At 74.1% G+C, this 24,582-nt stretch carries 21 protein-coding genes and 1 riboswitch; of the genes, 13 read left to right on the forward strand and 8 right to left on the reverse strand.

All coding sequences use genetic code 11. The features are described from left to right. The 3 genes from ACGF7U_RS00915 to ACGF7U_RS00925 form a co-directional block, all read right to left on the reverse strand. A partial coding sequence (locus ACGF7U_RS00915; RefSeq protein WP_393102881.1) for a DEAD/DEAH box helicase occupies positions 1 to 1,603 on the reverse strand: 1,603 nt, incomplete at its 3' end. 281 nt (positions 1,604 to 1,884) lie between these two features. Next, positions 1,885 to 3,216, reverse strand: a complete 1,332-nt coding sequence (locus ACGF7U_RS00920) for a hypothetical protein (RefSeq protein ID WP_393102014.1) — start codon at positions 3,214 to 3,216, stop codon at positions 1,885 to 1,887. A gap of 166 nt (positions 3,217 to 3,382) precedes the next feature. Beyond that, positions 3,383 to 4,957, reverse strand: coding sequence for an NlpC/P60 family protein (locus ACGF7U_RS00925; protein WP_393102015.1), 1,575 nt, complete (start codon positions 4,955 to 4,957; stop codon positions 3,383 to 3,385). 242 nt (positions 4,958 to 5,199) lie between these two features. On the opposite strand from ACGF7U_RS00925, the gene mqnE reads away from it, so the two are divergent. From mqnE to ACGF7U_RS00940, 3 genes are read left to right on the forward strand one after another with little or no spacing between them, the layout of a single operon-like run. Continuing rightward, positions 5,200 to 6,369 (forward strand): aminofutalosine synthase MqnE, encoded by a 1,170-nt coding sequence (gene mqnE / locus ACGF7U_RS00930; RefSeq protein WP_350686558.1) that lies wholly within the window; start codon positions 5,200 to 5,202, stop codon positions 6,367 to 6,369. A gap of 23 nt (positions 6,370 to 6,392) precedes the next feature. Beyond that, positions 6,393 to 6,815, forward strand: a complete 423-nt coding sequence (locus ACGF7U_RS00935; RefSeq protein ID WP_393102016.1) for a hypothetical protein — start codon at positions 6,393 to 6,395, stop codon at positions 6,813 to 6,815. Positions 6,816 to 6,861: 46 nt separating this feature from the next. Further along, positions 6,862 to 7,137 (forward strand): DUF4229 domain-containing protein, encoded by a 276-nt coding sequence (locus ACGF7U_RS00940; RefSeq protein WP_393102017.1) that lies wholly within the window; start codon positions 6,862 to 6,864, stop codon positions 7,135 to 7,137. 111 nt (positions 7,138 to 7,248) lie between these two features. Here ACGF7U_RS00940 and ACGF7U_RS00945 read toward each other — a convergent pair whose 3' ends face one another. Next, positions 7,249 to 8,580, reverse strand: a complete 1,332-nt coding sequence (locus ACGF7U_RS00945; protein WP_393102018.1) for a C39 family peptidase — start codon at positions 8,578 to 8,580, stop codon at positions 7,249 to 7,251. A gap of 212 nt (positions 8,581 to 8,792) precedes the next feature. On the opposite strand from ACGF7U_RS00945, the gene ACGF7U_RS00950 reads away from it, so the two are divergent. The 4 genes from ACGF7U_RS00950 (at position 8,793) to ACGF7U_RS00965 (ending at position 13,965) form a co-directional block, all read left to right on the forward strand. Next, the gene (locus ACGF7U_RS00950) at positions 8,793 to 10,682 is read left to right on the forward strand and encodes a M14 family metallopeptidase (RefSeq protein WP_393102019.1); all 1,890 of its coding nucleotides are present in this window, start codon (positions 8,793 to 8,795) and stop codon (positions 10,680 to 10,682) included. 167 nt (positions 10,683 to 10,849) lie between these two features. Continuing rightward, positions 10,850 to 10,932: riboswitch (cobalamin riboswitch) on the forward strand. A 111-nt stretch (positions 10,933 to 11,043) separates the two neighbouring features. Then, positions 11,044 to 11,982, forward strand: a complete 939-nt coding sequence (locus ACGF7U_RS00955; RefSeq protein WP_393102020.1) for an ABC transporter substrate-binding protein — start codon at positions 11,044 to 11,046, stop codon at positions 11,980 to 11,982. A 13-nt stretch (positions 11,983 to 11,995) separates the two neighbouring features. Then, complete coding sequence (locus ACGF7U_RS00960; RefSeq protein ID WP_393102021.1) at positions 11,996 to 13,099, forward strand: FecCD family ABC transporter permease; 1,104 nt, start codon at positions 11,996 to 11,998, stop codon at positions 13,097 to 13,099. Then, positions 13,096 to 13,965 carry an ABC transporter ATP-binding protein gene (locus ACGF7U_RS00965; protein ID WP_393102022.1) on the forward strand — a complete coding sequence of 290 codons (870 nt, stop codon included), beginning with the start codon at positions 13,096 to 13,098 and terminating at the stop codon, positions 13,963 to 13,965. Before ACGF7U_RS00960 ends, ACGF7U_RS00965 begins: the two co-directional genes overlap by 4 nt. Positions 13,966 to 14,192: 227 nt before the next feature. Here ACGF7U_RS00965 and ACGF7U_RS00970 read toward each other — a convergent pair whose 3' ends face one another. Continuing rightward, complete coding sequence (locus tag ACGF7U_RS00970) at positions 14,193 to 14,954, reverse strand: VOC family protein (protein ID WP_393102023.1); 762 nt, start codon at positions 14,952 to 14,954, stop codon at positions 14,193 to 14,195. A 308-nt stretch (positions 14,955 to 15,262) separates the two neighbouring features. Between ACGF7U_RS00970 and ACGF7U_RS00975 the strand changes: the two genes are divergently transcribed. Next, positions 15,263 to 15,553 (forward strand): DUF1905 domain-containing protein, encoded by a 291-nt coding sequence (locus ACGF7U_RS00975; RefSeq protein WP_393102024.1) that lies wholly within the window; start codon positions 15,263 to 15,265, stop codon positions 15,551 to 15,553. A gap of 36 nt (positions 15,554 to 15,589) precedes the next feature. Here the strand turns inward: ACGF7U_RS00975 and ACGF7U_RS00980 are convergent, their stop codons facing one another. After that, positions 15,590 to 17,788 (reverse strand): HelD family protein, encoded by a 2,199-nt coding sequence (locus tag ACGF7U_RS00980; RefSeq protein ID WP_393102025.1) that lies wholly within the window; start codon positions 17,786 to 17,788, stop codon positions 15,590 to 15,592. A 281-nt stretch (positions 17,789 to 18,069) separates the two neighbouring features. Between ACGF7U_RS00980 and ACGF7U_RS00985 the strand changes: the two genes are divergently transcribed. The 3 genes from ACGF7U_RS00985 to ACGF7U_RS00995 are packed head-to-tail and all read left to right on the forward strand — an operon-like array spanning position 18,070 to position 20,907. Continuing rightward, positions 18,070 to 18,651, forward strand: coding sequence for an ArsR/SmtB family transcription factor (locus ACGF7U_RS00985; protein WP_393102026.1), 582 nt, complete (start codon positions 18,070 to 18,072; stop codon positions 18,649 to 18,651). 41 nt (positions 18,652 to 18,692) lie between these two features. Beyond that, positions 18,693 to 20,021: an MFS transporter gene (locus ACGF7U_RS00990; RefSeq protein WP_393102027.1), complete on the forward strand. Its 1,329-nt coding sequence runs from the start codon at positions 18,693 to 18,695 to the stop codon at positions 20,019 to 20,021. A gap of 34 nt (positions 20,022 to 20,055) precedes the next feature. Continuing rightward, positions 20,056 to 20,907, forward strand: coding sequence for a menaquinone biosynthetic enzyme MqnA/MqnD family protein (locus ACGF7U_RS00995; RefSeq protein ID WP_393102028.1), 852 nt, complete (start codon positions 20,056 to 20,058; stop codon positions 20,905 to 20,907). Between the two features lie 17 nt (positions 20,908 to 20,924). Here ACGF7U_RS00995 and ACGF7U_RS01000 read toward each other — a convergent pair whose 3' ends face one another. Continuing rightward, a complete protein-coding gene (locus ACGF7U_RS01000) occupies positions 20,925 to 21,866 on the reverse strand; it encodes a hypothetical protein (RefSeq protein ID WP_393102029.1) in 942 nt (313 codons plus the stop codon). Further along, complete coding sequence (locus tag ACGF7U_RS01005; protein WP_393102030.1) at positions 21,866 to 22,822, reverse strand: hypothetical protein; 957 nt, start codon at positions 22,820 to 22,822, stop codon at positions 21,866 to 21,868. Before ACGF7U_RS01005 ends, ACGF7U_RS01000 begins: the two co-directional genes overlap by 1 nt. A gap of 360 nt (positions 22,823 to 23,182) precedes the next feature. Between ACGF7U_RS01005 and paaA the strand changes: the two genes are divergently transcribed. After that, positions 23,183 to 24,250: a 1,2-phenylacetyl-CoA epoxidase subunit PaaA gene (gene paaA / locus ACGF7U_RS01010; protein WP_393102031.1), complete on the forward strand. Its 1,068-nt coding sequence runs from the start codon at positions 23,183 to 23,185 to the stop codon at positions 24,248 to 24,250. Beyond that, positions 24,247 to 24,567, forward strand: coding sequence for a 1,2-phenylacetyl-CoA epoxidase subunit PaaB (gene paaB / locus ACGF7U_RS01015; protein WP_393102032.1), 321 nt, complete (start codon positions 24,247 to 24,249; stop codon positions 24,565 to 24,567). The genes paaA and paaB overlap by 4 nt, the downstream gene beginning before the upstream one ends. Positions 24,568 to 24,582: the final 15 nt, after the last annotated feature.

Consider the following 24,582-nt stretch of genomic DNA (forward strand, 5'->3'; position numbering starts at 1 on the left):
CGTAGCGGCGCTCGCCCTGGGGGCGGTCGCCGTAGCTGCGGCCGTCGGTGGGCCGGTCGCCGTAGCGGCGCTCGCCCTGGGGGCGGTCGCCGTAGCTGCGGCCGTCGGTGGGCCGGTCGCCGTAGCGGCGCTCGCCCTGGGGGCGGTCGCCGTAGCTGCGGCCGTCGGTGGGCCGGTCGCCGTAGCGCCGCTCCCCCTGGGGACGGTCGCCGTAGGGCCGGTCGCCGTGGCGCCGCTCGCCCCGGTCCGCGAAACCGCGCTCGCCGTAGCCGCGTCCCTCGGTGGGCCGGTCGCCGTAACGGCGCTCGCCCTGGGGACGGTCGCCGTAGCGGCGCTCGCCCCGGGCGTCGCGGTCACCGAAGCGGCGCGGGCCGCCCGGCCGGTCGCCGTGCCGGCGCGGCTCCTCGGGCTCGTTGCGAACCGGGACGCCGCTCGGCTCGCGGGCGCCCGTCAGCTCGGCGAGCGCCGGGTCGCCGGCCCGCACCCGGGTCTCCGCCGGCGTCACGCCGGCCTTCTCCAGCATGGCGAGGGTCGTCCGGCGCTGCTTGGGCAGGACCAGCGTGGCGACCGCGCCCGACTCCCCGGCCCGGGCGGTACGCCCCGCGCGGTGCAGGTAGTCCTTCGGGTCCTTCGGCGGGTCGACGTGCAGCACCAGCGAGACGCCGTCCACGTGGATGCCCCGGGCCGCCACGTCCGTGGCGACCAGGACGTTCATCCGGCCCTCGCGGAACTCGGCCAGGGTGCGGGTGCGCATCCGCTGGGTCTTGCCGCCGTGCAGCCCACCCGCGCGTACGCCGACCGCGGCGAGCTGCTCGACCAGCCGGTCCACGCCGAGCTGGGTGCGGGCGAAGACCATGGTCCGCCCGTCCCGGGCCGCGATGGACGCCGCGACCGGGAACTTGTCGTGCGGCGGGATCAGCAGCATGTGGTGGTCCATCGTGGACACCGAGGCGGTGGACGGTGCGGTCGAGTGGGTCACCGGGTCGGTCATGAACCGCTTGACCAGCGCGTCGACGTCACCGTCCAGGGTGGCCGAGAAGAGCAGCCGCTGGGTGCCCGCCGGCGTCTTCGCCAGCAGCTCGGTGACCTCGGGCAGGAAGCCCATGTCCGCCATCTGGTCGGCCTCGTCGAGAACGGTGACCTCGACGTCGTCCAGGTGGCAGACGCCCCGGGCGATCAGGTCGCCCAGCCGCCCCGGCGTGGCCACGACGATCTCCACGCCGCGTCGCAGGGCGTCGATCTGCCGGTCGTACGGCACGCCGCCGACGGCGGTCTTCAGGAACACGCCGACGGCCTTGCCGAGCGGCAGCAGCGCGTCGTTGACCTGCATGGCGAGCTCGCGGGTCGGCACCAGGACCAGGGCGCGCGGGCGCAGCGGCCGGGCCCGCCCGCCGTCGGCCACCCGGGCCAGCAGCGGCAGGCCGAAGGCCAGGGTCTTGCCGGAGCCGGTCTGGCCCCGACCGAGGACGTCCCGGCCGGCGAGCGCGTCCGGCATGGTGGCGCGCTGGATCTCGAACGGGGTGGTGATGCCCTGCCGGGCGAGCGTGCGGACCAGCGGCTGGGGCAGCCCCAACGCGGCGAAGTCGGTGGCCTCGGCCGTCACCGGTGCGGCGGCCGGCTCGGCGGTCTGCGCGTCGGCGGTCTGGAGGGCGGACGGAAACGTGCTGGGTTCAGCAAACGTGGTCAAGAAATGCCTTTCGAGCGGGGCGCATCTTCGCGATGGCCTGCCGCAGCTGAACGCCGCCGAATCGCCCGCAAGATCGCCCATGGGCGCGCACGGCGCGCCGGGTCAGTGATCTCCACCAGTGTACGGCGGTTCGGCGAACCCGCCACCGCACCACGGATCGGTAGTGGGCGGGCTCACCATGGTCGTCGCCGGACGGCTCACTCGGTCAGGGCGCCGCCCACCAGCCCGCCGATGGTGTCTGTGGCGAGCAGGACGACCAGCACGCTGATCGCCACGAGCAGGCCCAGCGAGGCGGCCAGGACGATCACCACCCTGGTGGTGCTGGACCGCTCCTCGGTGGAGGTCTCCGTCCAGCCCTGGGCCAGGATGTGCCCGGTCAGCGAGCCCGAGTTCTCCATCGGGTTGTTGGTCGGGAACGAGACCGTGGCGAAACCCGGGCCGTCCGTGCCGCCGCCGTAGATCGTGCCCAGGTCGGGCCCGCCGTCGTAGCGCCCGGCGGAGGTGCCGTCCGACCGTCCGCCCTGGGTGGGCGGGTGCCCGACCGGAGCCGTGTCGGCCGGGCGGCCGGCCAACCGGCGCGCCTCCCGGGGAGCCGCGGCCGGCTCGGCGCCACCGGGCCGGCGGTCACCCGGGCTGCTCGGTGGCGGCCACGTGGGCAGCGCGGGAGCGGGCACGGGCGGCGCGGCGACCGGCGGTCCGGAGACCGGCGGTGCGGAGACCGGCGGGGCCGAGAACGGCGGCGCGGCGGCCGTGACGGGCGGCGGGGGGAACGGCGGCGCCGGCATCGGGCCGGGCGGGGGCGGCGGGGCGGGCAGCGGCGGTCCCGGAGGCGGCGCCGGCGGACCCGGCACGGGCGGCACCGGCCCCGGGGGCGTGGGCCCCGGGCGGGGCGGCACCGGGCCGGGCGGGTGGGGGCCGGGAAGCGGCGGGTTCGGGTTCGGAACCGGCGGCGTGGGCGACGGCGGGGTCGGGCCGGGCACCGGCGGTACGGGGGCCGGCGCCGGCTCGGGCTCCGGGACGGGTGGCTTGGGCGGCTGCGCCGGCTCCGGCGGCTGGGCGGGCTCCGGCGGCTCCGGATTGACCGGCGCGGCCCGGTAGACCCTGGCCTCGCCGGTGCGCGACCGGATCGCCGCGGCCTCGTCAGCCGAGGCCGGTCGCATTCCCGGTACGGCGGCGCTGGCCCGGGCCGCCGCGGCCGTGGCGCGCTGCTCGGGAACCACCGCGCCGGCCGGGGCGGTGGTTCCCGTGGCCCGGTAGGTGGTGCCGGCGGCCGGCCGGGCCGGCGGTGCCGCGTCGCCCTCGCCGGGCGCGGCGACGGTGGCCACGCTCACCCGGCCGCGGGCCGGCTGTCGGCGTACGTCGACGGGCTCCCCCGACGGCCCCGAGGGGCCGGTGCCCGACGCGGGCCCGCCGTCGGTCGCGGTCGCGATGGACCCGCCGGGCGCCGAAGGCTGCGCGGCCCCGGCGCGGCTCCGGTCGGGCGTGGATCCGTGGTCGACCGGCTCCGCCGGAACCTCTTGCTCGGCCATGCTCGCCCTCCGCGCCACGCTCGCGCCCGGATCCGCGACGTCGGACCGGACGTGTCTGACTGTCACCGTGCCACATTCCGGCCGTGCGGCACAGCCGGAGTGCGTATGGGGCCCGTGGTCGGTACGAACCGGCGTCGGCGCGCCCGGCGGGGCGACGCCCCCCCGGTCAGCTACCGGTGCTCGCCGAGGCGGTGGCCGAGGCGCCGCCCTCCGGGTCGCCGCTGTCCGCCGCCGTGGTCGGCGCCACACTGCCGGACGTGGCGCTCGGCGCGGCCGAGGCGGAGCGGCTCGCCGACGGCGCGGTCGAGGCGCTGGCCCCGGTCGTCGGGGAGGCCGTGGGCGAGGGCGACGTCGTGGGGGTCGGTGACGTCGTGGGCGAGGGCGGCGCGGTGGGTGTCGGCGACGGCGACGTGGTGGCGGACGGGGTCGGCGACGGCGTGGCCGACTGGGTCGGCTTCGCGCTGCCCGTCGGCTTCGGCGTGGCCGGCTTGCTCGGCGTCGGCTTGGGCGACGGGGTGGTGGTCGGCGCGGGCACCGCCCCGATCACGCGGGTCGCGGCGTAGAGCCGGGACCAGCGCACCGTGGAGATCTTGACGACGTCACCCGTGGTGGGCGCGTGGATCATCTTGCCCCCGCCGACGTACATCCCCATGTGGTGGATCGTCGTCCAGCTCGTGCCGGAGGCGAAGAAGAGCAGGTCACCGGGGAGCAGCGCGGTGCGGGACACGGTGCGGGACCGGGTGGCGTAGTACTGGTCCCGGGAGACCCGGGGCAGCCCGTAGTAGCCCGCCGACCGGTAGGCGGCGTAGATCAGGCCGGAGCAGTCGAACCGGTCCGGCCCCTCGGCGGCCCACAGGTAGGGGTCGCCGAGCTGCGCCTTGGCGTACGCCAGGGCGGCCAGGGCCGTCGGGTGGGCGGCCAGCCCGTTGGCGGTCTCGTTGCCGAGGTAGCCCGCGCCGAGGCGCTGCTCGGCGGCCTCCTGCTGGCGCTCGAGTTCGATCAGTTGCGCGGCGTTGTCGCGGCGCAGCTTGGCGAGCTTGGCCTCGGCGTCGCGCAGGGCCTTCTCGCCGGTGGCGTACTCCGTCTGGGCGCCCTTGAGCCGCGACTCCGCCGACACCATCGCCTGGCTGGCCGCCTGCTCGCCGGTGCGGGCGCGGGACAGCTCGCCCTCGGCGGCGGTGGTGCCGCCCTCCGCCTTCTCGCCACGGATGATCCGCGAGAGCCGGCTCAGCTCGTGCAGGTCGTCGGCGAACTCGCCGGGCGGGAGGGCGGCGGCGGCCTTGAACGCGCCCGCGGCGGCGGCGTCCGCGCCCTGCTGGGCGCGGGCCAGCGCGTCGCGGGCGAGACCGAGGTCGCGTTCGGCGGTGGCGCGCTGGGTCTCGGCCTCGGTGCGCTTCTGCAGCAGCACGAGCAGTTGGTCGCGGAGCTGCCCGACCTGGGCCTCGGCGGCGTAGATCTGGGTGGCGAGCGGGCCGTTGATCAGGTTGCCGGCCGGCGTCCCCACGAGGCCCGGCACTCCGGCGACCGGCGCGCCGCCGGGGAGCTGGAGCGATCCGGCGACGACCGGGCGGGCCCCGGTGTCGGGGACGCCGGTGGGCAGCGCCGGGTCCGCCTGCACCGGATTGGCGAGGACCGTGGCGGCGACCGCCCCGAGCAGGGCGGACCAGAGCGCCGGGCGCAGCACCGGCGAGATCACCGGGCTCCGCCGTCGCTGCCGTCGCCCGCGCCCGCTGTCGCCCATTCCGCTCCCCGTCCGGCGTGGTGTCGCCGCGCCGGGTGGGCGCGGCGGTGAGGACGCTACCAGTGTGTGTGGAACGTCCCACCCTGTCTTACCTCACCCAGGCAGCGATGTCGATGCGTCGACAGGTAACGGGAGGCTGAGAGTTCGGTGAGCGCGGGCACGCGGGCCGACCGTGCTGCGGGGGCGTCGGCGGGCCGACGTAGGCTCGATTCCTACCGCAGGTGGAAGGGACGTGGCTTTCGATGGACGCCGGACTCAAGCGTGAGCTCGAAGCGAAGGTGTACGCCGGCGAGCGGCTGACCCGCGAGGACGGCATCGCCCTCTACGACAGCGACGACCTGGCGTGGCTGGGGCGACTGGCCCATCACAGGCGCACGGAGCTCAACGGCGACCGGGTGATGTTCAACGTCAACCGGCACCTCAACCTGACCAACGTCTGCTCCGCCTCGTGCGCGTACTGCTCGTTCCAGCGCAAGCCGGGCGAGAAGGACGCCTACACGATGCGCATCGACGAGGCGGTCCGCAAGGCCAAGGAGATGGAGGACGAGCAGCTCACGGAGCTGCACATCGTCAACGGCCTGCACCCGACCCTGCCGTGGCGCTACTACCCCAAGGTGCTCCGCGAGCTGAAGGCGGCGCTGCCGAACGTCAAGCTCAAGGCGTTCACCGCGACCGAGGTGCAGTGGTTCGAGAAGATCAGCGGCCTGACCGCCGACGAGATCCTCGACGAGCTGATGGACGCCGGCCTGGAGTCGCTGACCGGCGGCGGCGCGGAGATCTTCGACTGGGAGGTCCGCCAGCACATCGTCGACCACGCCTGCCACTGGGAGGACTGGTCGCGGATCCACCGGCTGGCGCACTCGAAGGGCATGAAGACGCCGTCGACGATGCTCTACGGCCACATCGAGGAGCCCCGGCACCGGGTCGACCACGTGCTGCGGCTGCGCGAGCTGCAGGACGAGACCGGCGGCTTCGTGGTCTTCATCCCGCTGCGCTACCAGCACGACTTCGTCGACTCGGCGGACGGCAAGATCCGCAACCGGATCCAGGCGCGGACGACGATGGCCTCGCCGGCCGAGTCGCTCAAGACCTTCGCGGTGTCCCGGCTGCTCTTCGACAACGTCCCGCACGTGAAGTGCTTTTGGGTGATGCACGGGCTCTCGGTGGCCCAGCTCTCGCTCAACTTCGGCGTGGACGACCTGGACGGCTCGGTCGTCGAATACAAGATCACCCACGACGCCGACTCGTACGGCACCCCGAACACGATGCACCGGGACGACCTGCTGCACCTGATCTGGGACGCCGGCTTCCGCCCCGTCGAGCGGAACACGCGCTACGAGGTGGTCCGCGAGTACGACGCCGCCCCGTCCCTGGCGGAGCGCCGCGCCGAGCCGCAGCAGGTCTGGGCCTGAGCCGGCACGTAATCTCGTAGGCCATGACCGAGCAGCGGAGCGGGTTTCCCCGGCGCGACGCCGAGGGACGCATCCTCACCCTGGGCGACCTGCTCGGGGTGAGCCTGGCCGGCCTGGTCATCGGCGTGTTGGCGGTGCTGCTGTTCGACTGGGCGTTCGCGCTGGTCGGCAGCGGCGACTTCGGCCGGGCCAACGGCTGGCTGGCGGTGATCCTGCCCGCCTGGCTGTTCTGGGACGACTTCCGGGCCTGGGAGTTCGGGGCGGCCCGGGTGGTGGCGGCGCTCGCCGCCGTCGCGGTGGGGCTGGTCGCGGGGCTGGCGGTGGCCGGTTTGGCCGCCGGGCTTCCGCCGCTGGTCTCCGGCGGGCTGGGCGCGGCGGCCCTCACCCTCGCGTATGCGGTGGTCTGGTTCCACGGCGTCCACTGGCTGGCCCGCCGGACGGGCTGAACCTGCCCCCGGGTCACCCCGGCGGCGGAGAAACGGAGTGCGGAACGTGAGCGCGGCGGTCAAGTACACGCTGGGCCGGATCGGGCTGTTCGTCGCCGTGCTGGCGGCCCTCTGGCTGGTCGACATCAACCTCTTCGTCAAGCTGATGCTGGCGCTGGCCTTCTCGGCCGCCGCGTCGTTCTTCCTGCTCAAGGGCTGGCGGGACGAGATGGCCACGGAGATGGCCGAGGCCGCCGAGCGCCGCCGCGCCGAGAAGGAGCGCCTGCGCTCCGCGCTGGCCGGCGACGACCAGGACCCGGAGGGTCCGGCCGCCGGGAAGTGACGGGCGGGTCCGGACGCGACCGGCGTCCGGAGGCGACGGGGTCCGGACGTGGCGAGGGGCGCGCGTCCCGCCGGGACGGGCGCCCCTCAACCGTGACGTCGGGCGGTCAGGTCACCAGTTGGTGGAGCCGGGGACCTGGGGCCACGGGACGTCGGTGGGCTTGATCAGGTAGACGACGCCGCCGGGGCCGCTGCCCGTTCCGCCGCTGGCGGTGATCCGCTTGGTGCGCAGCCAGATCTGCTCGAACTGCTCGCGCGGGTAGACGTTGCGCACGACGTCGTTGCTGGACGAGGCCGGGTCGTTGACGATCACGTCACCGTCGGCGGTGAAGCCGACCACCACGAACAGGTGCCCGGCGGTGCCGTAGTTCGACCCGTCCAGCTCGCTGGCGAGGAAGGACTGGCTGGTGACGACGGGGATGCCGGCGGCGATGAAGCGCTCCACCTCGTCCAGCGAGTGCAGCCGGGTGACCCGTGCCTCCAGGCCCGGGAAGCTGGCGGCGTACGCGGTGTTGAAGGGCCAGTTGCCGGCGCCGTCGTACTGGTAGTCGTAGACCATCCGGGCGGCGTGGTTGACCGTCGGGTCCGGGTAGGTCGGGTCGACCCAGGCCGTGTCCTCGGGCGACGCCTTCCGGCCCCAGTACTCGATGACCATCGTGGTGGAGGTGGGGGAGCACCATGCCTGGCCGCCGCCGTCGTACTCGGGGTAGTGGCCGGCGTGGATGTTCTGCGAGTAGCGCGGGACGGCGAGTTCCCTGCCCCAGGCGATCCCGCCGGCGCTGGGCTCGACGGTGAACCGGTCGGGCACGTTCGAGCTCATCGCGCCGAGCATCCGGACCACCGGCGAGACGGTGGTGGTCGGGTCGCGGTGGAGGGTCAGCCGGAGCTGGTACGCCCGGAGCAGCACACCGGCGGCGGCGTCGTTGATCGAGAACGTGTCGGTCCAGACGCTGGACCACTTGTCGCCCTGCTTGTCGACGCTGGTCCGCTTGATGTCGGCGTCGCCGGACGCCCAGCGGCTCAGCACGTACCAGGGGGTGCGGTCGCCGGTGGTGTAGGTCCCCTGGAGCTCGACCTGGATCCAGGTGCCCGCAGGGGTGTCCGCGTTCCACGAGGCGATGAGTTCGGTGGCGTCGAAGCCGACGTCGGTCACCGGGGACGTCCACGTCCCGTACGCCCAGTTCCGCTTGATGTTGGTGTGCGGGTCCTTGTAGCTGGTGGTGCCGACCGGCGTGGCCAGCGTCAGGCCGGTCGGGGTGGCCACCGTGCCCGCGGCGGTGCCCGCGGACCAGTCGGCGGCGCCGGCCCAGTCGTGGTAGGTGATCTGTTCGTCGTGGACGACGGTGGCGGTGCCGGCCACGGCGCCGGCGGGCGCGGCGGTGCCGAGAAGGGTGAGCGCGGTGGCGGCCGCGAGGGCGGCCGCGCGCAGGCGGGGTCTGGCCATGGGTCCTCCGCAGGGACGGACGGATCGTTGCGGGTCAGTGTCCCGCTCGGAAGGAACTTTCGCCAGAGGTCGACAGTTGGAAAATCCTTGCCGACGTGAGGATCAGGATGGCATGCAACAAGATAGCGATGAATGTTGATATGACCATGTGAGCGGTGGTGGAGTGTCCTCCACCGAGCGGGATCTCCTCCCGCCCCCCGAGGAGGTTGTCCATGGCCTTCCGCAAGCCCGCCCTCCGCCGTCGCCTGGCGCTCGCCGTCGCCGCCGGCTTCGGACTGCTCACCGTCGCCGCCGCGCCGGCCACCGCCCGGCCGGCACCGGACCACGCCGCCGACGCCGCGGCCACGTCCTACCGGGTGCTCGGCCCGCGTACGGTGGCCGACCGCACCGCCGTCGCCGGCACCGGCGCCGCCATCGACTACGTCGAGCACGGCGTGCTGAACGTCTCGGCCACCCCCGCCGAGGCGGCGGCGATCACCCGGCTCGGCTTCCGGCTGGAGGCGGTCGCCGGGCCGTCGACCGACGACCACGGCCACAGCCACGCCGAGGGGGACGTCGGCACCGCCGCCTTCCCGCCGGCCGACTCCAACTACCACGACTACGCGGAACTGACCGCCGCGGTGAACAAGGTGGTCGCGGACCACCCGTCGATCGCCCGGAAGATCAGCATCGGTTCCTCGTACGAGGGCCGCGACCTGATGGCCGTGAAGATCTCCGACAACGTCGGCACCGACGAGGCCGAGCCGGAGATCCTGTTCAACTCCCAGCAGCACGCGCGCGAGCACCTGACCGTCGAGATGGCGGTCTACCTGCTCAATCTCTTCACCGACAGCTACGGCGCCGACTCCCGGATCACGAACGTCGTGAACAGCCGGGAGATCTGGATCGTGCCGACGGTCAACCCCGACGGCAGCGAGTACGACATCGCCACCGGCTCCTACCGCTCCTGGCGCAAGAACCGGCAGCCGAACAGCGGCTCGTCGTACGTCGGCACCGACCTGAACCGCAACTGGTCCTACCAGTGGGGCTGCTGCGGCGGCTCGTCCGGCTCGACCTCGTCGGACACCTACCGGGGGCCGTCGGCGTTCTCGGCGCCGGAGACGGCGGCGCTGCGCAACTTCGTCAACAGCCGGGTGGTCGGCGGCACGCAGCAGATCAAGGCCAACATCGACTTCCACACGTACTCGGAGCTGGTGCTCTGGCCGTTCGGCTACACCTACAACAACACCGCCCCCGGCATGAGCACCGACCAGTACAACACCTTCGCCACCCTCGGGCAGCAGATGGCGAACACCAACGGCTACACCCCGCAGCAGTCCAGTGATCTCTACATCACCGACGGGGACAGCATCGACTGGATGTGGGGACAGCACGGCATCTGGGCGTACACCTTCGAGATGTACCCGGGATCGGCCGGCGGCGGCGGCTTCTACCCGCCCGACGAGGTGATCCCCGCCCAGACCTCGCGCAACCGGGAGGCGGTCCTGCTGCTCAGCGAGTACGCCGACTGCCCGTACCGGGTGATCGGCAAGGAGGCGCAGTACTGCGGCGGCGGTGGCGGTGGCACCACGGTCTGGTCGGACACCTTCGAGACGGCCACCGGCTGGACCACCAACCCGAACGGTACCGACACCGCGACCCTCGGGGCGTGGGAGCGGGGCGCCGCCCAGGCGACCACCTCCAGCGGCGCCAAGCAGCTCACCCCGTACGGCGGCACCAACGACCTGGTCACCGGTCGGCTGGCCGGCACCGCGGCGGGTGACTACGACGTCGACGGCGGGGTGACCAGCGCCCGGTCGCCGGCGGTGACCCTGCCGGCCTCGGGCACGCTGACGCTCTCGCTGGCCTGGTACCTGGCGCACGGGTCGAACGCCTCGTCGGCCGACTACCTCCGGATCAGCGTGGTGCACAACGGCGGCACCACGGCCCTGTTCACCCAGTCCGGCGCGGCCACCAACCGCAACGGCGCCTGGGCGGTGGCGAACGCCGACCTCACCCCGTACGCCGGCCAGTCGGTGCGGATCCTCGTCGAGGCGGCGGACGCCTCGGGCGCCAGCCTGGTCGAGGCGGCTGTGGACAACGTCACCATCACCAGCTCCTGACCCGGGTGGGGCCCCGTCCCGCCCCCGCCGGGGCCCCACCCACCCCCCACGCACCGTCGATCCAGGGCATATCGCCGCTGTTGTCGATCAACATGCGCCGATGCGACCTGGATCGTCGAGGCACGTCCGGGGCGTGCGCTACCGTTCTACCGACCACTAGCAGCGAAGCCGGTGCGAACCCGGCGCTGTCCCGCAACTGTGATGCCCCACCACTCCCGGCCGAGGCCGGGCGCGGCGGGGACGAGCCAGGTCGCCTGCGTCAGTGGTCGCGACTCGCGCTCTCGAGGAAGGGCGCCTCGCGGACGGGCGCACCGGGTCCCTGTCGGCGAAGCACCACGCTCCTCGACCGACAGGAGGACAGATGTCCAGACGTACCCCCCGGCTCTTCGCCGCGACCCTCGCGGTCGCCGCGCTCGCGCTCGGCGCCTGCGCCGAGAAGACCTCCGACACGCCCGCCACCGGCGGCGGCAGCTCGGCGGCGGCCGCCTTCCCGGTCACCGTCGGCAAGCTCACGCTCGACAAGCGGCCCGAGAAGATCGTGTCGCTCTCCGCGTCGGCCACCGAGATGCTCTTCGCCATCGGCGCCGGCAAGCAGGTCACCGCCGTCGACGACAACTCGAACTACCCGGCGGACGCGCCGAAGACGGACCTCTCCGGCTTCTCCCCGAACGCCGAGGCGATCGCCGGCAAGAGCCCCGACCTCGTGGTGATCTCGGACGACCGCAACAAGATCGTCGAGCAGCTGACCACGCTGAAGATCCCGGTCTACCTCACCCCGGCGGCGACCACCCTGGACGACTCGTACCGGCAGATCACGGAGCTGGGCGCGCTCACCGGCCACGCCACCGAGGCGGCCGACGTGACCAAGCGGATGAAGGACGACATCGCCAAGCTGGTCGCCGGCCTGCCGCAGCGCGCCGAGAAGCTGACCTACTACCACGAGCTGGGCCCGGAGCTGTACACCGCGACCAGCAAGACCTTCATCGGCTCGCTCTACGCGATGGCCGGCCTGGAGAACATCGCCGACCCGTCCGACGCCGACGGCAAGAACGGCGGCTACCCGCAGCTGTCGCAGGAAGTGATCGTCAAGGCGGACCCGGACTTCATCTTCCTCGCCGACACCAAGTGCTGCCAGCAGAGCGCGGACACGGTCAAGGCGCGCGCCGGCTGGTCGGGCGTCACCGCGGTGAAGAACAACCAGATCGTCGCCCTCGACGACGACGTCGCCTCCCGCTGGGGCCCCCGCGTGGTCGACCTGCTCCGCGCGATCGTCGACGCGACCGCCAAGGTGCCGGCGTGACCCGCACCCGTCGATGACCAGGGCGCTCGCCAGGGCATCAGCCACCCGATCGGCCGGGACGCAGCCCGCGTCCCGGCCCGCCGGGCTGCGGCCGCGCTGGCTCGTCGCCGGCGTCGCCGCCGTGCTGGTCGCCCTGGTCGCCGGGGTGTCGCTCGGCCCGGTCAGCCTGCCGCCGGGCAGCGTCGCGGCCGAACTGCTCAACCTCATCCCCGGGGTACGCATCGACAGCGGGCTGACCGAGCGCGAGATCGCCATCGTCACCGAGCTGCGACTGCCCCGGGTGGTGCTCGGCCTGCTCGTCGGCGGGCTGCTCGCCCTGGCCGGCGGCTGCTACCAGGGCGTGTTCCGCAACCCGCTGGCCGACCCGTACCTGCTCGGCGTGGCCGCCGGGGCCGGGCTCGCGGTCACCGCCGTGATCACCCTCGGCGCCGGGACGGCCGGCGCGCTGACCGGTCTGCCCCTCACCATCCCGCTGGCCGCGTTCGTCGGCTCGCTCGGGGCGGTGGCGATGACGTACCTGCTCGGCGCCTCCGGCGGGCGCGGCCGCTCCACGGCCACGCTGATCCTGGCGGGGGTGGCCGTCTCCGCGTTCCTCTCCGCCGGGCAGACCTACCTGCTGCAACGCAACTCCGACAGCATCCAGCACGTCTACTCCTGGCTGCTCGGCCGGCTCGCCACCGCCGGCTGGCACGACGTCCGGCTGCTGCTGCCGTACTTCCTGGTCACGGCCCTGGTGGTGCTGCTGCACCGGCGCGAACTCGACGTGCTCTCCGTGGGCGACGACGAGGCGACCGGCCTCGGCCTGCACCCGCAGCGGTCCCGCTACCTGCTGATCGTCGCCGCCTCGCTCGGCACCGCCGCCGCGGTCTCGGCCTCCGGCCTGATCGGCTTCGTCGGGATCATCGTGCCGCACACCGTACGGCTGCTCGCCGGGTCGAGCTACCGCGTGATCCTGCCGCTCTCGCTGCTCTTCGGCGGCGCGTTCCTGGCCCTGACCGACGTGGTCGCGCGGACCGCCGCCGCCCCGGCGGAGGTGCCGATCGGGGTGGTCACCGCCCTGCTCGGCGGCCCGTTCTTCGTCCTGGTCCTGCGCACCTCGCGGCGGGTGCTCGGATGAGCCCGCGACGTGCGCCGGCGCCGCGCCCCGCGGCCGACGCGGGACCCGCGCCGGCTTCGCGGCCGGCGGCCGGCGACGACCGGGCGGCCGTCCCCGCCGTCGAGGTGCGCGACCTGCACGTCCGCCTGGACGGCACGCCGATCCTGGGCGGCGTCGACCTGACCGTCGCCCCGGGCGAGTGGGTCACCGTGATCGGTCCGAACGGCGCCGGGAAGTCGACCCTGCTGCGCGCCGTCGGCGGCCTGCTGCCCGCGCCGGGCGCAATCTCCCTCTTCGGTACGCCGAGCGAGGCGCTGCGCCGCCGCGACCGGGCCCGGGTGGTGGCGACCGTGGCCCAGTCCCCGGTCGTGCCGGCCGGCATGTCGGTGCTCGACTACGTGCTGCTGGGCCGCACGCCCTACATCCCGCCGCTGGGCCGGGAGTCCGCCGCCGACCTGGCCGCCGCGTACGACGTGCTCGACGGGCTGGACCTGGCCGGCTTCCGGGACCGCGAGCTGGCGACCCTCTCCGGCGGCGAGCGGCAGCGGGCCTTCCTGGCCCGGGCGCTGGCCCAGGGCGCGACCCTGCTGCTGCTGGACGAGCCGACCAGCGCCCTGGACATCGGCCACCAGCAGGAGGTGCTGGAGCTGGTCGACCGGCTCCGCCGCGAGCACGGCCTGACCGTGCTCGCCACCATGCACGACCTCTCCATCGCCGGCGAGTACGCCGACCGCATGGTGCTGCTCGCCGACGGCAGGGTCGTCGCCGCCGGCACCCCGCGCGAGGTGCTGACCGAGCAACTCCTCGCCACCTGGTACCGCGCCACCGTCCGCGTGATCGACGGCGACCACGGCCCCCTGGTGGTCCCCGTCCGCCCCCGCCCCTGACCCCTGCCCCCCTCGCCCCCTCGCCCCCTCGCCCCCTCGCCCCCTCGCCCCCTCGCCCCCTCGCCCCCTCGCCCCCTCGCCCCCTCGCCCCCTCGGCAGTCCTCCGCGATCTTGTACTTTGTGCCCAGACGAACGGGGCGAAGCGGGGCAAGGCGAGGACAGGAAGTGCAAGATCGCTGGGCGCTGGGCGCTGGGCGCTGGGCGCTGGGTGCTGGGTGCTGGGTGGGTTAGGGGCGGGTGAGGACGTTGAAGAGGGCGCCGTGGGGGTCGCGGAGGGCGGCGTAGCGGCCCATCGGGGTCGGCTGGGGCGGAACCAGGATGGTGCCGCCCAGCTCGGCGGCGCGGGCGGCGGCCGCGTCGGCGTCGGCAACCGCGAACCACACCGACCAGTACGCGGGCGTGTCCGCCGGGAACCCGTCGCCCAGCGGCGGCACCATGCCGGCCACGATCCGGGTGCCGAGCCGCCAGCCCGTGTAGGTGACCGGGCCCACCTGCTGGTCGTCCGGGTGCCAGCCGAACACCAGCTCGTAGAAGACCTTCGCCCCCTCCGGGTCGGGGGTGACCAGCTCGGTCCAGGTCAGCGCGCCCGGCGTGTCGAAGACCTCGGCCCCGGGCATCGCCATCGGCTGCCAGACGCTGAAGGCCGCCCCGGCCGGATCGGCGAAGACCGCCATCCGTCCCCGGTCGAAGACCTCGAACGGCGGCACCACGACCTGCCCGCCGGCCCGCTCGACCCGGCCGGCCACGAGGTCCGCGTCGTCGGTCGCCAGGTACGTCGACCAGATCGGCACCTGGTCGGGGATGGCCGGCGGTCCCGCGCCCGCCACCGCCCGTCCGCCGAGCAGGAAGACCGTGTAGCCGCCCGCCTCGGGCTCCGGGTCGATCCGGCCCGTCCATCCGAACAGCTCCGGGTAGAACCGCCGCGCGTCGGCGAGACCGGGGGTGGCGAGGTCGGCCCAGCAGGGTGTGCCCGGCGGGACGGTGCTCACGTCGACCCCTCTCGGCGGGGGGCGGCCACGACGGCCTGCCCCTGCCGGCATCGTGGCACCGACCCGCGCCACCTCGGGGCGGATCGGACGAAACGTCAGCTGAACCGTCGACCCTCGTCGCACCGGCCCGCCCACCCGCCCGGCCCGCCGGCAGCACCACCCGGACCACCCAGTATGGCCACGCCACGGTGGGACGTCCGTGCTACCGCCCGCTCGAAGACGTGTCCGGACTGTCGCAGCCCTGCCGGAACATGGTGGCGGCGCGGGTCACCCCTCCCGCCCGCCGACACCCGCCGAAGGGAGCGACGATGGCCCATGCAGGCACCCCGCCGCAGCCGACGTTCGACGCGACGCTGGTTCGCTGGTCGGCAGGCGGGTGGGTGTTCGCGCCCGTGCCGCCCGAGCACGCGCCCGACACCGCCGGGGCGTTCGGTCGAGCGCCGGTGATCGCCACGGTCGACGGGCATGCCTGGGCGACCAGTGTCTGGCGGGACAGGGCGGCCGGCTGGCTGTTGGCCGTGCCGGCACGCATCCGCTCGGGCAAGGATCACGGCGACGTCGTCACCGTGTCGATCGAGGTCGACCCGGAGCGGATGTAGGCGGCAGTGGTGGCCGGCTCCGCGCTGCCGTGATCGTCAGGACGGTGCCGGGCCGAGCGGCTCGGGCAGCGGCGCGGCGTGCAGCACCGCGAGGCGGGAGACGGCCCGGGTGAGCACCACGTACAACCGGTGCAGGCCGCGTGGCTCGGCCGCCACGATCGCCGCCGGCTCGACGACGATGACGTGGTCGTACTCAAGGCCCTTGACCAGGGTCGCGGGCACCACCGTCACGCGCGCCGCGGCGGCCGGCTCGTCGACGGTCGCGGTCTCGATCCCGGCGGCGTCCAGCGCCGCCCGCAGCCCGCCGACCGCGTCGTCGGCGGCGATCACCGCCACCGAGCCGTCGAACGCCAGCGCCGCGCGCACCTCGGCCACCGTCGCGGCGGTCAGGTCGCCGACGGTACGCACGTCCAGCGTGCCGTCGCGCCGCAGCGACTCCGCCGGCGGCACGTCGACGGCGAGCGCCGGCAGCAGCCGGTTGGCGAACGCGACCACGGCGGCGGGCACCCGGAAACCGACCGTCAGCGGCACCACGACGGCGTCCGGTTTGCCCAGGTGGCGCAGGGACTCCCGCCAGTCGGCGGCGGCCCACGGGGCGGTGCCCTGGGCCAGGTCGCCGAGGAGGGTGATCGACCCGTGCTCGCTGCGTCGGGCGATCACCCGGCACTGCATCGGGGAGAGATCCTGTGCCTCGTCGACCACGACGTGACCGAAGCCGGCCGGCCGCTCGATCAACCCGGCCGCCTCGTCGATCAGCACCGCGTCGGCGGCCGTCCACTTCGTGGCCTTCGGGGTGCGCCCGAGCTTCGTCCCGGTCGTGGCGGGGCGGCGCGCCGGGCGCGGGGCGTCCGCCGCACCGGCTGCCGCCGCACCGGGGGTCCCGTCCGGGGCGGCCGTCCCGCCCAGCAGCGCCTGCTCGTCGGCGGTCAGCAGCCCCTCGGCGGTGGTGGCCAGCAGGTCGGCGTCGGTGAGCAGCCGGTGCACCAGCCCCTCCGGGGTGAGCGCCGGCCAGACCGCGTCGAGGAAGGCGGTGACCGGGGCGCACCTGCCCATCCGGCGCAGCCAGGCGTCGCTCGGCGACTCGGCGCGCCGCGCCTCGGCCTGCCGCTGGAGCAGGGCCACCACCCGGGCCCGGACGCGCTCCCGCCCGGTGGCGTACGGCAGCCGTTCCCGGCGGGTCTCCTCGACCACCCGGTGCAGCGGGTCCAGCCCGATCCGCCAGCGGTACGAGCCGTCCGAGACCATGATCGGCTCGATGGGCTCGCCGATGTGCGCGTCGACGGCCCGGCGCAGCACCTCGGCCATCCGGGCGTCGTGCTTGACGGCCGCGACCGCCGGGTCGTCGACCGCCCGCGCCGGCACCCGGCCGACGAGGTCCTCCACCGTGGCCTGCTCGACCTCGACCTCGCCGAGGGCCGGCAGCACCGCCGCGATGTACGACAGGAAGGCCCGGTTCGGCCCGACGATCAGCACACCCGCCCGGCGCAGCCGCTCCCGGTGCAGGTAGAGCAGGTACGCGGCCCGGTGCAGGCCGACCGCCGTCTTGCCGGTGCCCGGCGCGCCCTGCACGCAGATGGAGTCGGCCAGGTCGGCCCGGACCAACTCGTCCTGCTCGGGCTGGATCGTGGCGACGATGTCGCGCATCGGCCCGACGCGCGGCCGCTCGATCTCGGCGGTCAGGATCCGGCTGGCCGTGCCGAGTTCCTCGCCCCGGTCGAGGTGCTCGTCCTCGAAGCTGGTCAGCGTCCCGTTGCTGAACCCGAAGCGGCGCCGCACCGCCACGCCCTGCGGGTCACTCGCGCTGGCCCGGTAGAACGACCGGGAGACGGGGGCCCGCCAGTCCAGCACCAGCGGCTCGCCCCGCTCGTCGGTGACGTGCCGCCGCCCGACGTGGTAGCGACGGCCGGCGTGGTCCGGGTGCCCGGCGCCCGCCTCGTGGTCGTTGGGCGGGTCGTCGGTGGACGCGCCGTCGGCGGGCGGGCCGTCGGCGGGCGGACCGAAGTCGAGGCGGCCGAAGAAGAGCGGCGTGGTCGGGTCGTCGGCGAGTTCGGCGACCCGGCGGGCCAGGGTGCGCCCGAGCGTCTCGGCGGCGTACGCGTCGCCGGCCACCTGGTCGCCGGTGGCGAAGAGGGCCTCGGCGCGTTCCCGCATCCGGCTCAGGGCGGCCCGGGAGGTGGCGAGGTGCTCGCGTTCGGCGGCGAGGTCGGTGTCGAGGTCGAGGTCGACTGCGGTCACGCTGAATCCCCATCGAGGTCATCTGCTGATCGCTCGCGTGTCCGGCGGGCGGATGGCCGGCCCCCGGCGCGGGACGTCCGATGCGGTGCTCACGTCACCCTGGCCGTCAAGCGGCCTGTCAGCCTACGCGCCCACGGGCTCCCGCTCCACCGAATTACCCGCCCACCCGGGGACCGCCCCGGGCCCCGGGAGATCCGCCCCCGGCGTCGCCGACAAACTCCGTCGCACCGGCTGCCGGTGGCCGGTGGCCGTCGACGACCGGCGGCCGGGATCATGGGGGGATGACGGAGCCGCGTGCCGAGCGACCCCGGGTGACCATCAGCGATCCGCAGGTGATGCGTGCGCTGGCCCACCCGGCCCGACTCGCGATCACGGAACACCTCAGCTCGATCGAGGCCGGCGCGACCGCCACCGAGTGCGCGGAGATCGTCGGTCTCTCCCCGAGCGCCACCAGCTACCACCTCCGGGAACTGGCGAAGGCCGGCCTGGTGGAGCCGGCGCCGACCCGCGGTGACGCGCGGGAACGCGTCTGGCGGACGGTCAGCCCGAGTTGGACCGTCGAGGCCGGGCGCGCCGCGGCGCCGGAGGCCAGGGCGGCCGAGCGCGCGCTGGTGGAGGCGTGGCTGGCCCGCGACCTGGAGCGCAGCCGGGACTGGTTGCGGCGCGCGCCCGAAGAGCCGGCCGAGTGGTACGCGGCGAGCCGGCTCGCCGACTCGCAACTGCTGCTCACGGCGGCCGAGTTGCGCGAGCTCAACGAGGCGGTGGACCGCCTGTTCGAGCCGTACCGCAAGCGGTCGCGGGTGGACCCGCCGCCCTCGGCGCGCACCGTCTCGGTCCACTACAAGGCGTTGCCGGTGGACTGAAGGGGGTTGTCCCGGCAGGTGTGAAGGATTATTTTCGAAGTATGTCCTTCACGCCTGGTCCGTCGCGCTGGCCGGACGTCTGGCTCGCGACCGCCGCCCGGGGCGTCTCCACCTGCGGCGACTTCCTCGCCGCCAGCACACTCACGCTGGCGCTGCAGTCGGCCGGGGCCGGCGGGTTCGCCGTCTCGGGCCTGTTGCTGGCCGCCACCCTGCCGCTGGTGGCACTCGCGCCGCTGACCGGCCGGCTCGCGGACCGGGTGGACAGCCGCGTCCTGCTGGTGGCCGCGGGGCTCGCCCAGACCGGCGTCTGCCTCGCGCTCGCCCATGCCGGGCACCCGGGCCTGGTGATCGTGCTGGTGGGGCTGCTCGCCACCGGCCTCGCCCTCACCCAGCCCGTGCTCTCCGCGCTGGTGCCGGCGATGGTGCGCGCCGAGGACCTGCCCCGCGCCAGCGCGCTCAACCAGTCGGCGGGCACGCTGGGCATGCTCGCCGGCCCGGCGCTGGCCGGGCTGCTGGTGGGCGGGTTCGGCACGCGACTGCCGCTGCTCGTGGCCGCCGGCACCTACCTCGCGCTGGTGGCGGCCGGGCTGTTGATCCGTACCCGCAGAGGGGGCCGTGGGCCCGCGCGGCCGGCGGTGGCCGGCGACGCCGCCGCGCCGCCGGCCTGGCGGCTGCGGCACGACCCGCTGCTGGTAGCGATGGTGGCCAGCGTCGCCGGGGTGTTCGGCGCCGTCGGGGCGATCAACGTGATCGAGGTGTTCTTCATCCGGGAGACGCTGGGCAGCTCGACCACGGTGTACGGGCTGGTGACCGGCGCCTGGACCCTCGGCGTCCTGGCCGGCGCGTGGCTCTTCGCGCGGGTGGTCCGGCGGCTCGACCGCGACGGCACGCTGGTCCGGGCCAGCCTGGCGCTGCTCGGTGCCTGCTGCCTGATGGTGCTGGCCTCGGCGGCCGTACCGACGGCCCTGCTCCTGGTGCCGATCTGGCTGACCGGCGGCGTGTTCAACGGCGGCAGCAACGTCTTCAACAACGTGCTGCTGGCCCGCCGCGTGCCGGAGGCGGCGCGGGGCCGCGCCTTCGCCTCCTTCGGCGCGGCGGTCCAGGGCGCCGCGATGGTCGGCTTCCTGGCCGGCGGCCTCCTGCTGGAGGCGGTCGAGCCCCGGCCGCTGGTCGCCGGGTGCGGGTTGGCCGGGCTGCTGGCGGTGGCCGCCGTCTCGCTGCCCCTCCGCCGCGCGGCCCGCGCGGCTCCCGCGCGGGCGGTCGCCGGCCCGCCCACGGACACGCACGAGGTGCCGGCGGGTGCCGCGCCGGCGTCGGACGCCCCGGCGAGGGCGGATGCGGGATTGGCCACTCCGGCGCCGGCCCGCTGAGCCCTCGGGCGGATCGCGGGGATACGGTCGGGACATGGCTGAGCACGTCGCACGCCCCCGGGTCGGGCACATCCAGTTCCTGAACTGCCTGCCGATCTACTGGGGGCTGATGCGCTCCGGCGCCCTGATCGACGTCGACCTGCACAAGGACTCGCCGGACCGGCTGAGCGCCGCGCTGGTCGCCGGCGACCTGGACATCGGCCCGATCTCGCACGTGGAGTACCTGCGCCACGCCGACGAACTGCTGCTCCTGCCCGATCTGGCGGTCGGCAGCGACGGCCCGGTGCTGTCGGTCAACATCGTCTCCACCCGCCCGCTGGCCGAGCTCGGCCACGGGAAGGTGGCGCTGGGCTCGACCTCGCGGACCGGGGTCCTCCTGGCCCAGCTCCTGCTCGGCGAGCGGTACGGGGTGAATCCCGAGTACTTCCGCTGCCCGCCGGACCTGACCCAGATGCTGCTGGAGGCCGACGCCGGGGTGCTGATCGGTGACGTGGCGCTGCGCGCGCTCTACGAGGCGCCGAAGCGCGGGCTGGAGGTCACCGACCTCGGGCAGGCGTGGCGGGAGTGGACCGGCCTGCCGATGGTCTTCGCCGTCTGGGCGGTACGCCGGGACTTCGCCGCCGCCCACCCCGGCCTGGTCAAGGAGGTGCACGAGGCGTTCCTGCGCTCGCGGGACCTCTGCCTCGCGGAGCTGGACCAGGTCGCCGAGGCGGGCGCGCGCTGGGAGCCGTTCGACGCGGAGACCCTGGCTTCGTACTTCCGGGCGCTGGACTTCTCGCTCGGCGACCGTCAGGTGGCCGGCCTGCGCGAGTTCGCGCGCCGCGCCGCCGCCCTCGGCGCCGCCCCGGCCCTGCCCGACACCGGCCCCGACTTCTTCATGGGCTGACCCGGGAGGGGCGAGCGTCAGACGGGGTCGCGGAGGAGGGCCTCGGTGATCTTCTGGCAGTTCTTCATGCCGTACTCGTAGCCCTTGCCGATCGGGTAGCGGACCATCACGCCCATCGTCCAGGTGTCGCCGATGGCCAGGCAGTTGATGTGCATCTCCTGCTCCCTGGTCCGGTCGATCCAGCCGTTCTTGATGGCGATGGTCTTGCGCTCCGCCGCCGGGAACGCCTTGCGGATGCCGAAGTCACCCGCGCCGCGGACCAGCCGCATCTCGTTGATCAGCCACTTGGTCCACTTCGGCCCGGCGGCCCGGCCGTCGGCGATGCAGGCCCCCATCCGGGCGGTGTCCCGGGGGGAGAGCGCGGTGCGGCTCCACCCGCCGTCCGGGGCGACCTTGCTGTCGGTCAGCTCGCACATGGCGAGCAGTCGTTTGATCGAGGCGGACCCGCCGATGGCGTTGTAGAACTGCTGGGCCCGGGTGTTGTCGCTGTCCCGGATGATCCTCGTGGCGTCGGCGAGCTTGGCGTCGCTCGGCGTCTGGTCCTTCTCGTCGGCCCGGCGCAGGTAGTCGGCGACGATCCACGCCTTGATCAGCGAGGCGGTGGTGCTGGTCTCGTCCATGTTGTCCGAGCCGATGATCTCGCCGCTCCGGCGGTCGAGGACGCTCCAGGAGTACCAGCCGTCGATGTCCAGGTCGAGGTCCCTCGCCTCGAACGGCAGCGGCTCCGGCTCCGGGCTCGGCGACGGCGGCGGCCGGGAACTGCGGTCGCCCGGCGTGCTCGCGCCGCGGTCGGCCGGCGCGGCCGGCTCGCCCCAGGTGGCGGCGGCGGTGGACTCGAACGGGGAGCCCGGCAGCAGTCGCAGCGACACGAGCACCAGGCCGATCAGGATCACCGCGACGGCGATCAGCCTGACGGGGGAGGCGTCGCCGCGCCGGTCGTCCCGGCCCTGCCGCGCCATCAGAGCTTCCCGACCGGCTGCTGCGGCACCCTGAGGGCGGCGCCGGGCTGTGGGGTCACCAACTGGCTGGCGACCGACGCGCAGGTCTGCGCGCCGTAGTTCAGCCCGCTCTTCTGCGGGTAGCGCAGCATCACCGCCAGGCTCCACCGTTCGGTGACGGCGAGGCAGTTCACGTGCCAGTTGCCGTCGTAGTTCAACGGGGTCCAGCCGTTCTTCATGCTGACCGGGCCCTGGCTGAGGATCGACTCCGGCAGGCCGTCGATGATGCCCCAGCGGCCGCCGCCCGAGCGGGCCTTCTGGTCCTTGGCGGCCGTGCTGCCCCGGACCTTGGCCATCTCGTCCAGCAGGAGCTTGGTCCACTTCGGGCCGGCGGCCGTGCCGTCGGCGATGCAGTCGCCGAGCCGGACGGCGTCGCGCGGGGACATCCGGGTGAAGCTCCACCAGCCCACGTAGCCCGGCACGTTGCCCGGCCCGGTGTCGGTGAGCTGGCAGGTGCTGACCATCCGCCTGATCGTGGCGGCGCGGCCCACCGCGCCGTAGAGGGCGTTGGCCGCGTCGTCGTTGCTGTCCCGGATGGCGGTCACGATCTGCTTCCTCCGCTCGGCCGACAGCGGCTTGTCGCCGAGCTGGCGGAGGTAGTCCGCCGCGAACCATGCCTTGATCATCGACTCGGTGGAGCTGGTGGAGGCCATGTTCTTCGACCCGGAGATCTCGCCGGTCTCCCGGTCCATCAGGGCCCACGAGAAGAACTCGCCCTTGAAGTTCACCGAGACCGGTCCGGCGGCCAGGGTCGGCGGCGGGGGCGGGGTCGGCGCGGGCGCCGCGACGCTCCCGCCGCCGCTTCCGCCGCTCGCGGCGTCGTCGCCGGCGAGTCGGGCGTACGCGGCCGGCACGAGCAGGCCGCCACCGAGGAGGACCGCCACGACGGCGAGCACCAGGGTCACGCGGGATCGCATGAGTGGGTGAGCTCCAGATGTCAGGGCCGGGGGGACCGGCTTGTTGTCCGGACGGATCGGCGGCTCGCCGAGGCCGGGGGCGGCCTCCGTGTTGCTGGGGGCGATCGTCGGCAGCCGATCGGTGTGACCGGGGGAAGTCTACGTGCGGATCGGTGGCGCGCCAGAACCCGACACCTGGCAACTTGCCATGAAGGCGGGATATCGGGCCGCTATGCGGCCATTGGGGTGATTCATCTTCGCCTCGTGACCCAAGTCATAGTTTGGCCGTCCGGCATCGGTCGTCGCGCCGCCCTGGGCCGGCTTCGGAAACCTGTTACACCCCTCTGGTGCGGCGAGTTGCAAGCTGTAACACTTGACCTCATGTATGGCAACGACTTCTCCGCCGAGGACGCACCCGGCGGTGGCCTGCTCGGCGAGGTCGAGGCGGCGGAGGCGGCCCTGCGGGAGGCCGCCGAGCGGGGGCGGCGCAACGGCGCCCCCGGCCCCGACGAGGATCTCGCGGCGTACTTCGCCGAGGTCATCGACGCCGACCAGAAGATCGAGCCGCGTGACTGGATGCCCGAGGCGTACCGGAAGACGCTGATCCGGCAGATCGCCCAGCACGCGCACTCCGAGATCATCGGCATGCAGCCGGAGGGCAACTGGATCAGCCGCGCCCCCTCCCTCAAGCGCAAGGCGATCCTGCTGGCGAAGGTGCAGGACGAGGCCGGCCACGGCCTCTACCTCTACGCCGCCGCCGAGACGCTCGGGATCAGCCGGGACGAGCTGGTCGAGCTGCTGCTCAGCGGCCGGCAGAAGTACAGCTCGATCTTCAACTACCCCACCCTGACCTGGGCCGACGTCGGCGCGATCGGCTGGCTGGTGGACGGCGCCGCCATCGTCAACCAGGTGCCGCTCTGCCGCTGCTCCTACGGGCCGTACGCGCGGGCGATGATCCGGGTCTGCAAGGAGGAGTCGTTCCACCAGCGGCAGGGCTACGAGATCCTGCACACGCTGGCGCACGGCACCGCAGCGCAGAAGGCGATGGCGCAGGACGCGGTCGACCGGTGGTGGTACCCGTCGCTGGCGATGTTCGGCCCGCCGGACACCGACTCCACCCACTCGGCGCAGTCCATGGCCTGGAAGATCAAGCGGTTCTCCAACGACGAGCTGCGCCAGCGCTTCGTGGACATGTGCGTGCAGCAGGCCGAGATCCTCGGCCTGACCATCCCCGACCCGGGCCTGCGCTGGAACGAGTCCCGGCAGTCGTACGACTTCACCCAGCCGGACTACGACGAGCTGATGCGGGTCATCAAGGGCGACGGGCCGTGCAACCGGCAGCGGATGGAGCACCGCCGCCGCGCCCACGCCGACGGCGCCTGGGTGCGCGAGGCCGCCGCGGCGTACGCCGCCAAGCGGGTGGAGAAGAAGGAGGAGGTGGCCGCGTGAGCGAGCACAGCGAGCGGACCGGACAGCGCGGGGCGAAGGATCCCTCGCCGCTGTGGGAGGTCTTCGTCCGGGCCCGGCGCGGGCTGTCGCACACCCACGTCGGCAGCCTGCACGCCCCCGACGCCGAGCTGGCCCTGCGCAACGCCCGGGACCTCTACACCCGCCGCCAGGAGGGCGTCTCCATCTGGGTGGTGCCCGCCGGCGCGATCACCGCGTCCAGCCCGGACGAGAAGGACGCCTTCTTCGACCCGGCGGCCGACAAGGTCTACCGCCACCCCACCTTCTACGAGGTGCCGGACGGGGTGGCGCACCTGTGAGCGAGCGCAGCGAAC

The organism is Micromonospora sp. NPDC047670 (genome assembly GCF_043204915.1).
Lineage (GTDB): Bacteria > Actinomycetota > Actinomycetes > Mycobacteriales > Micromonosporaceae > Micromonospora.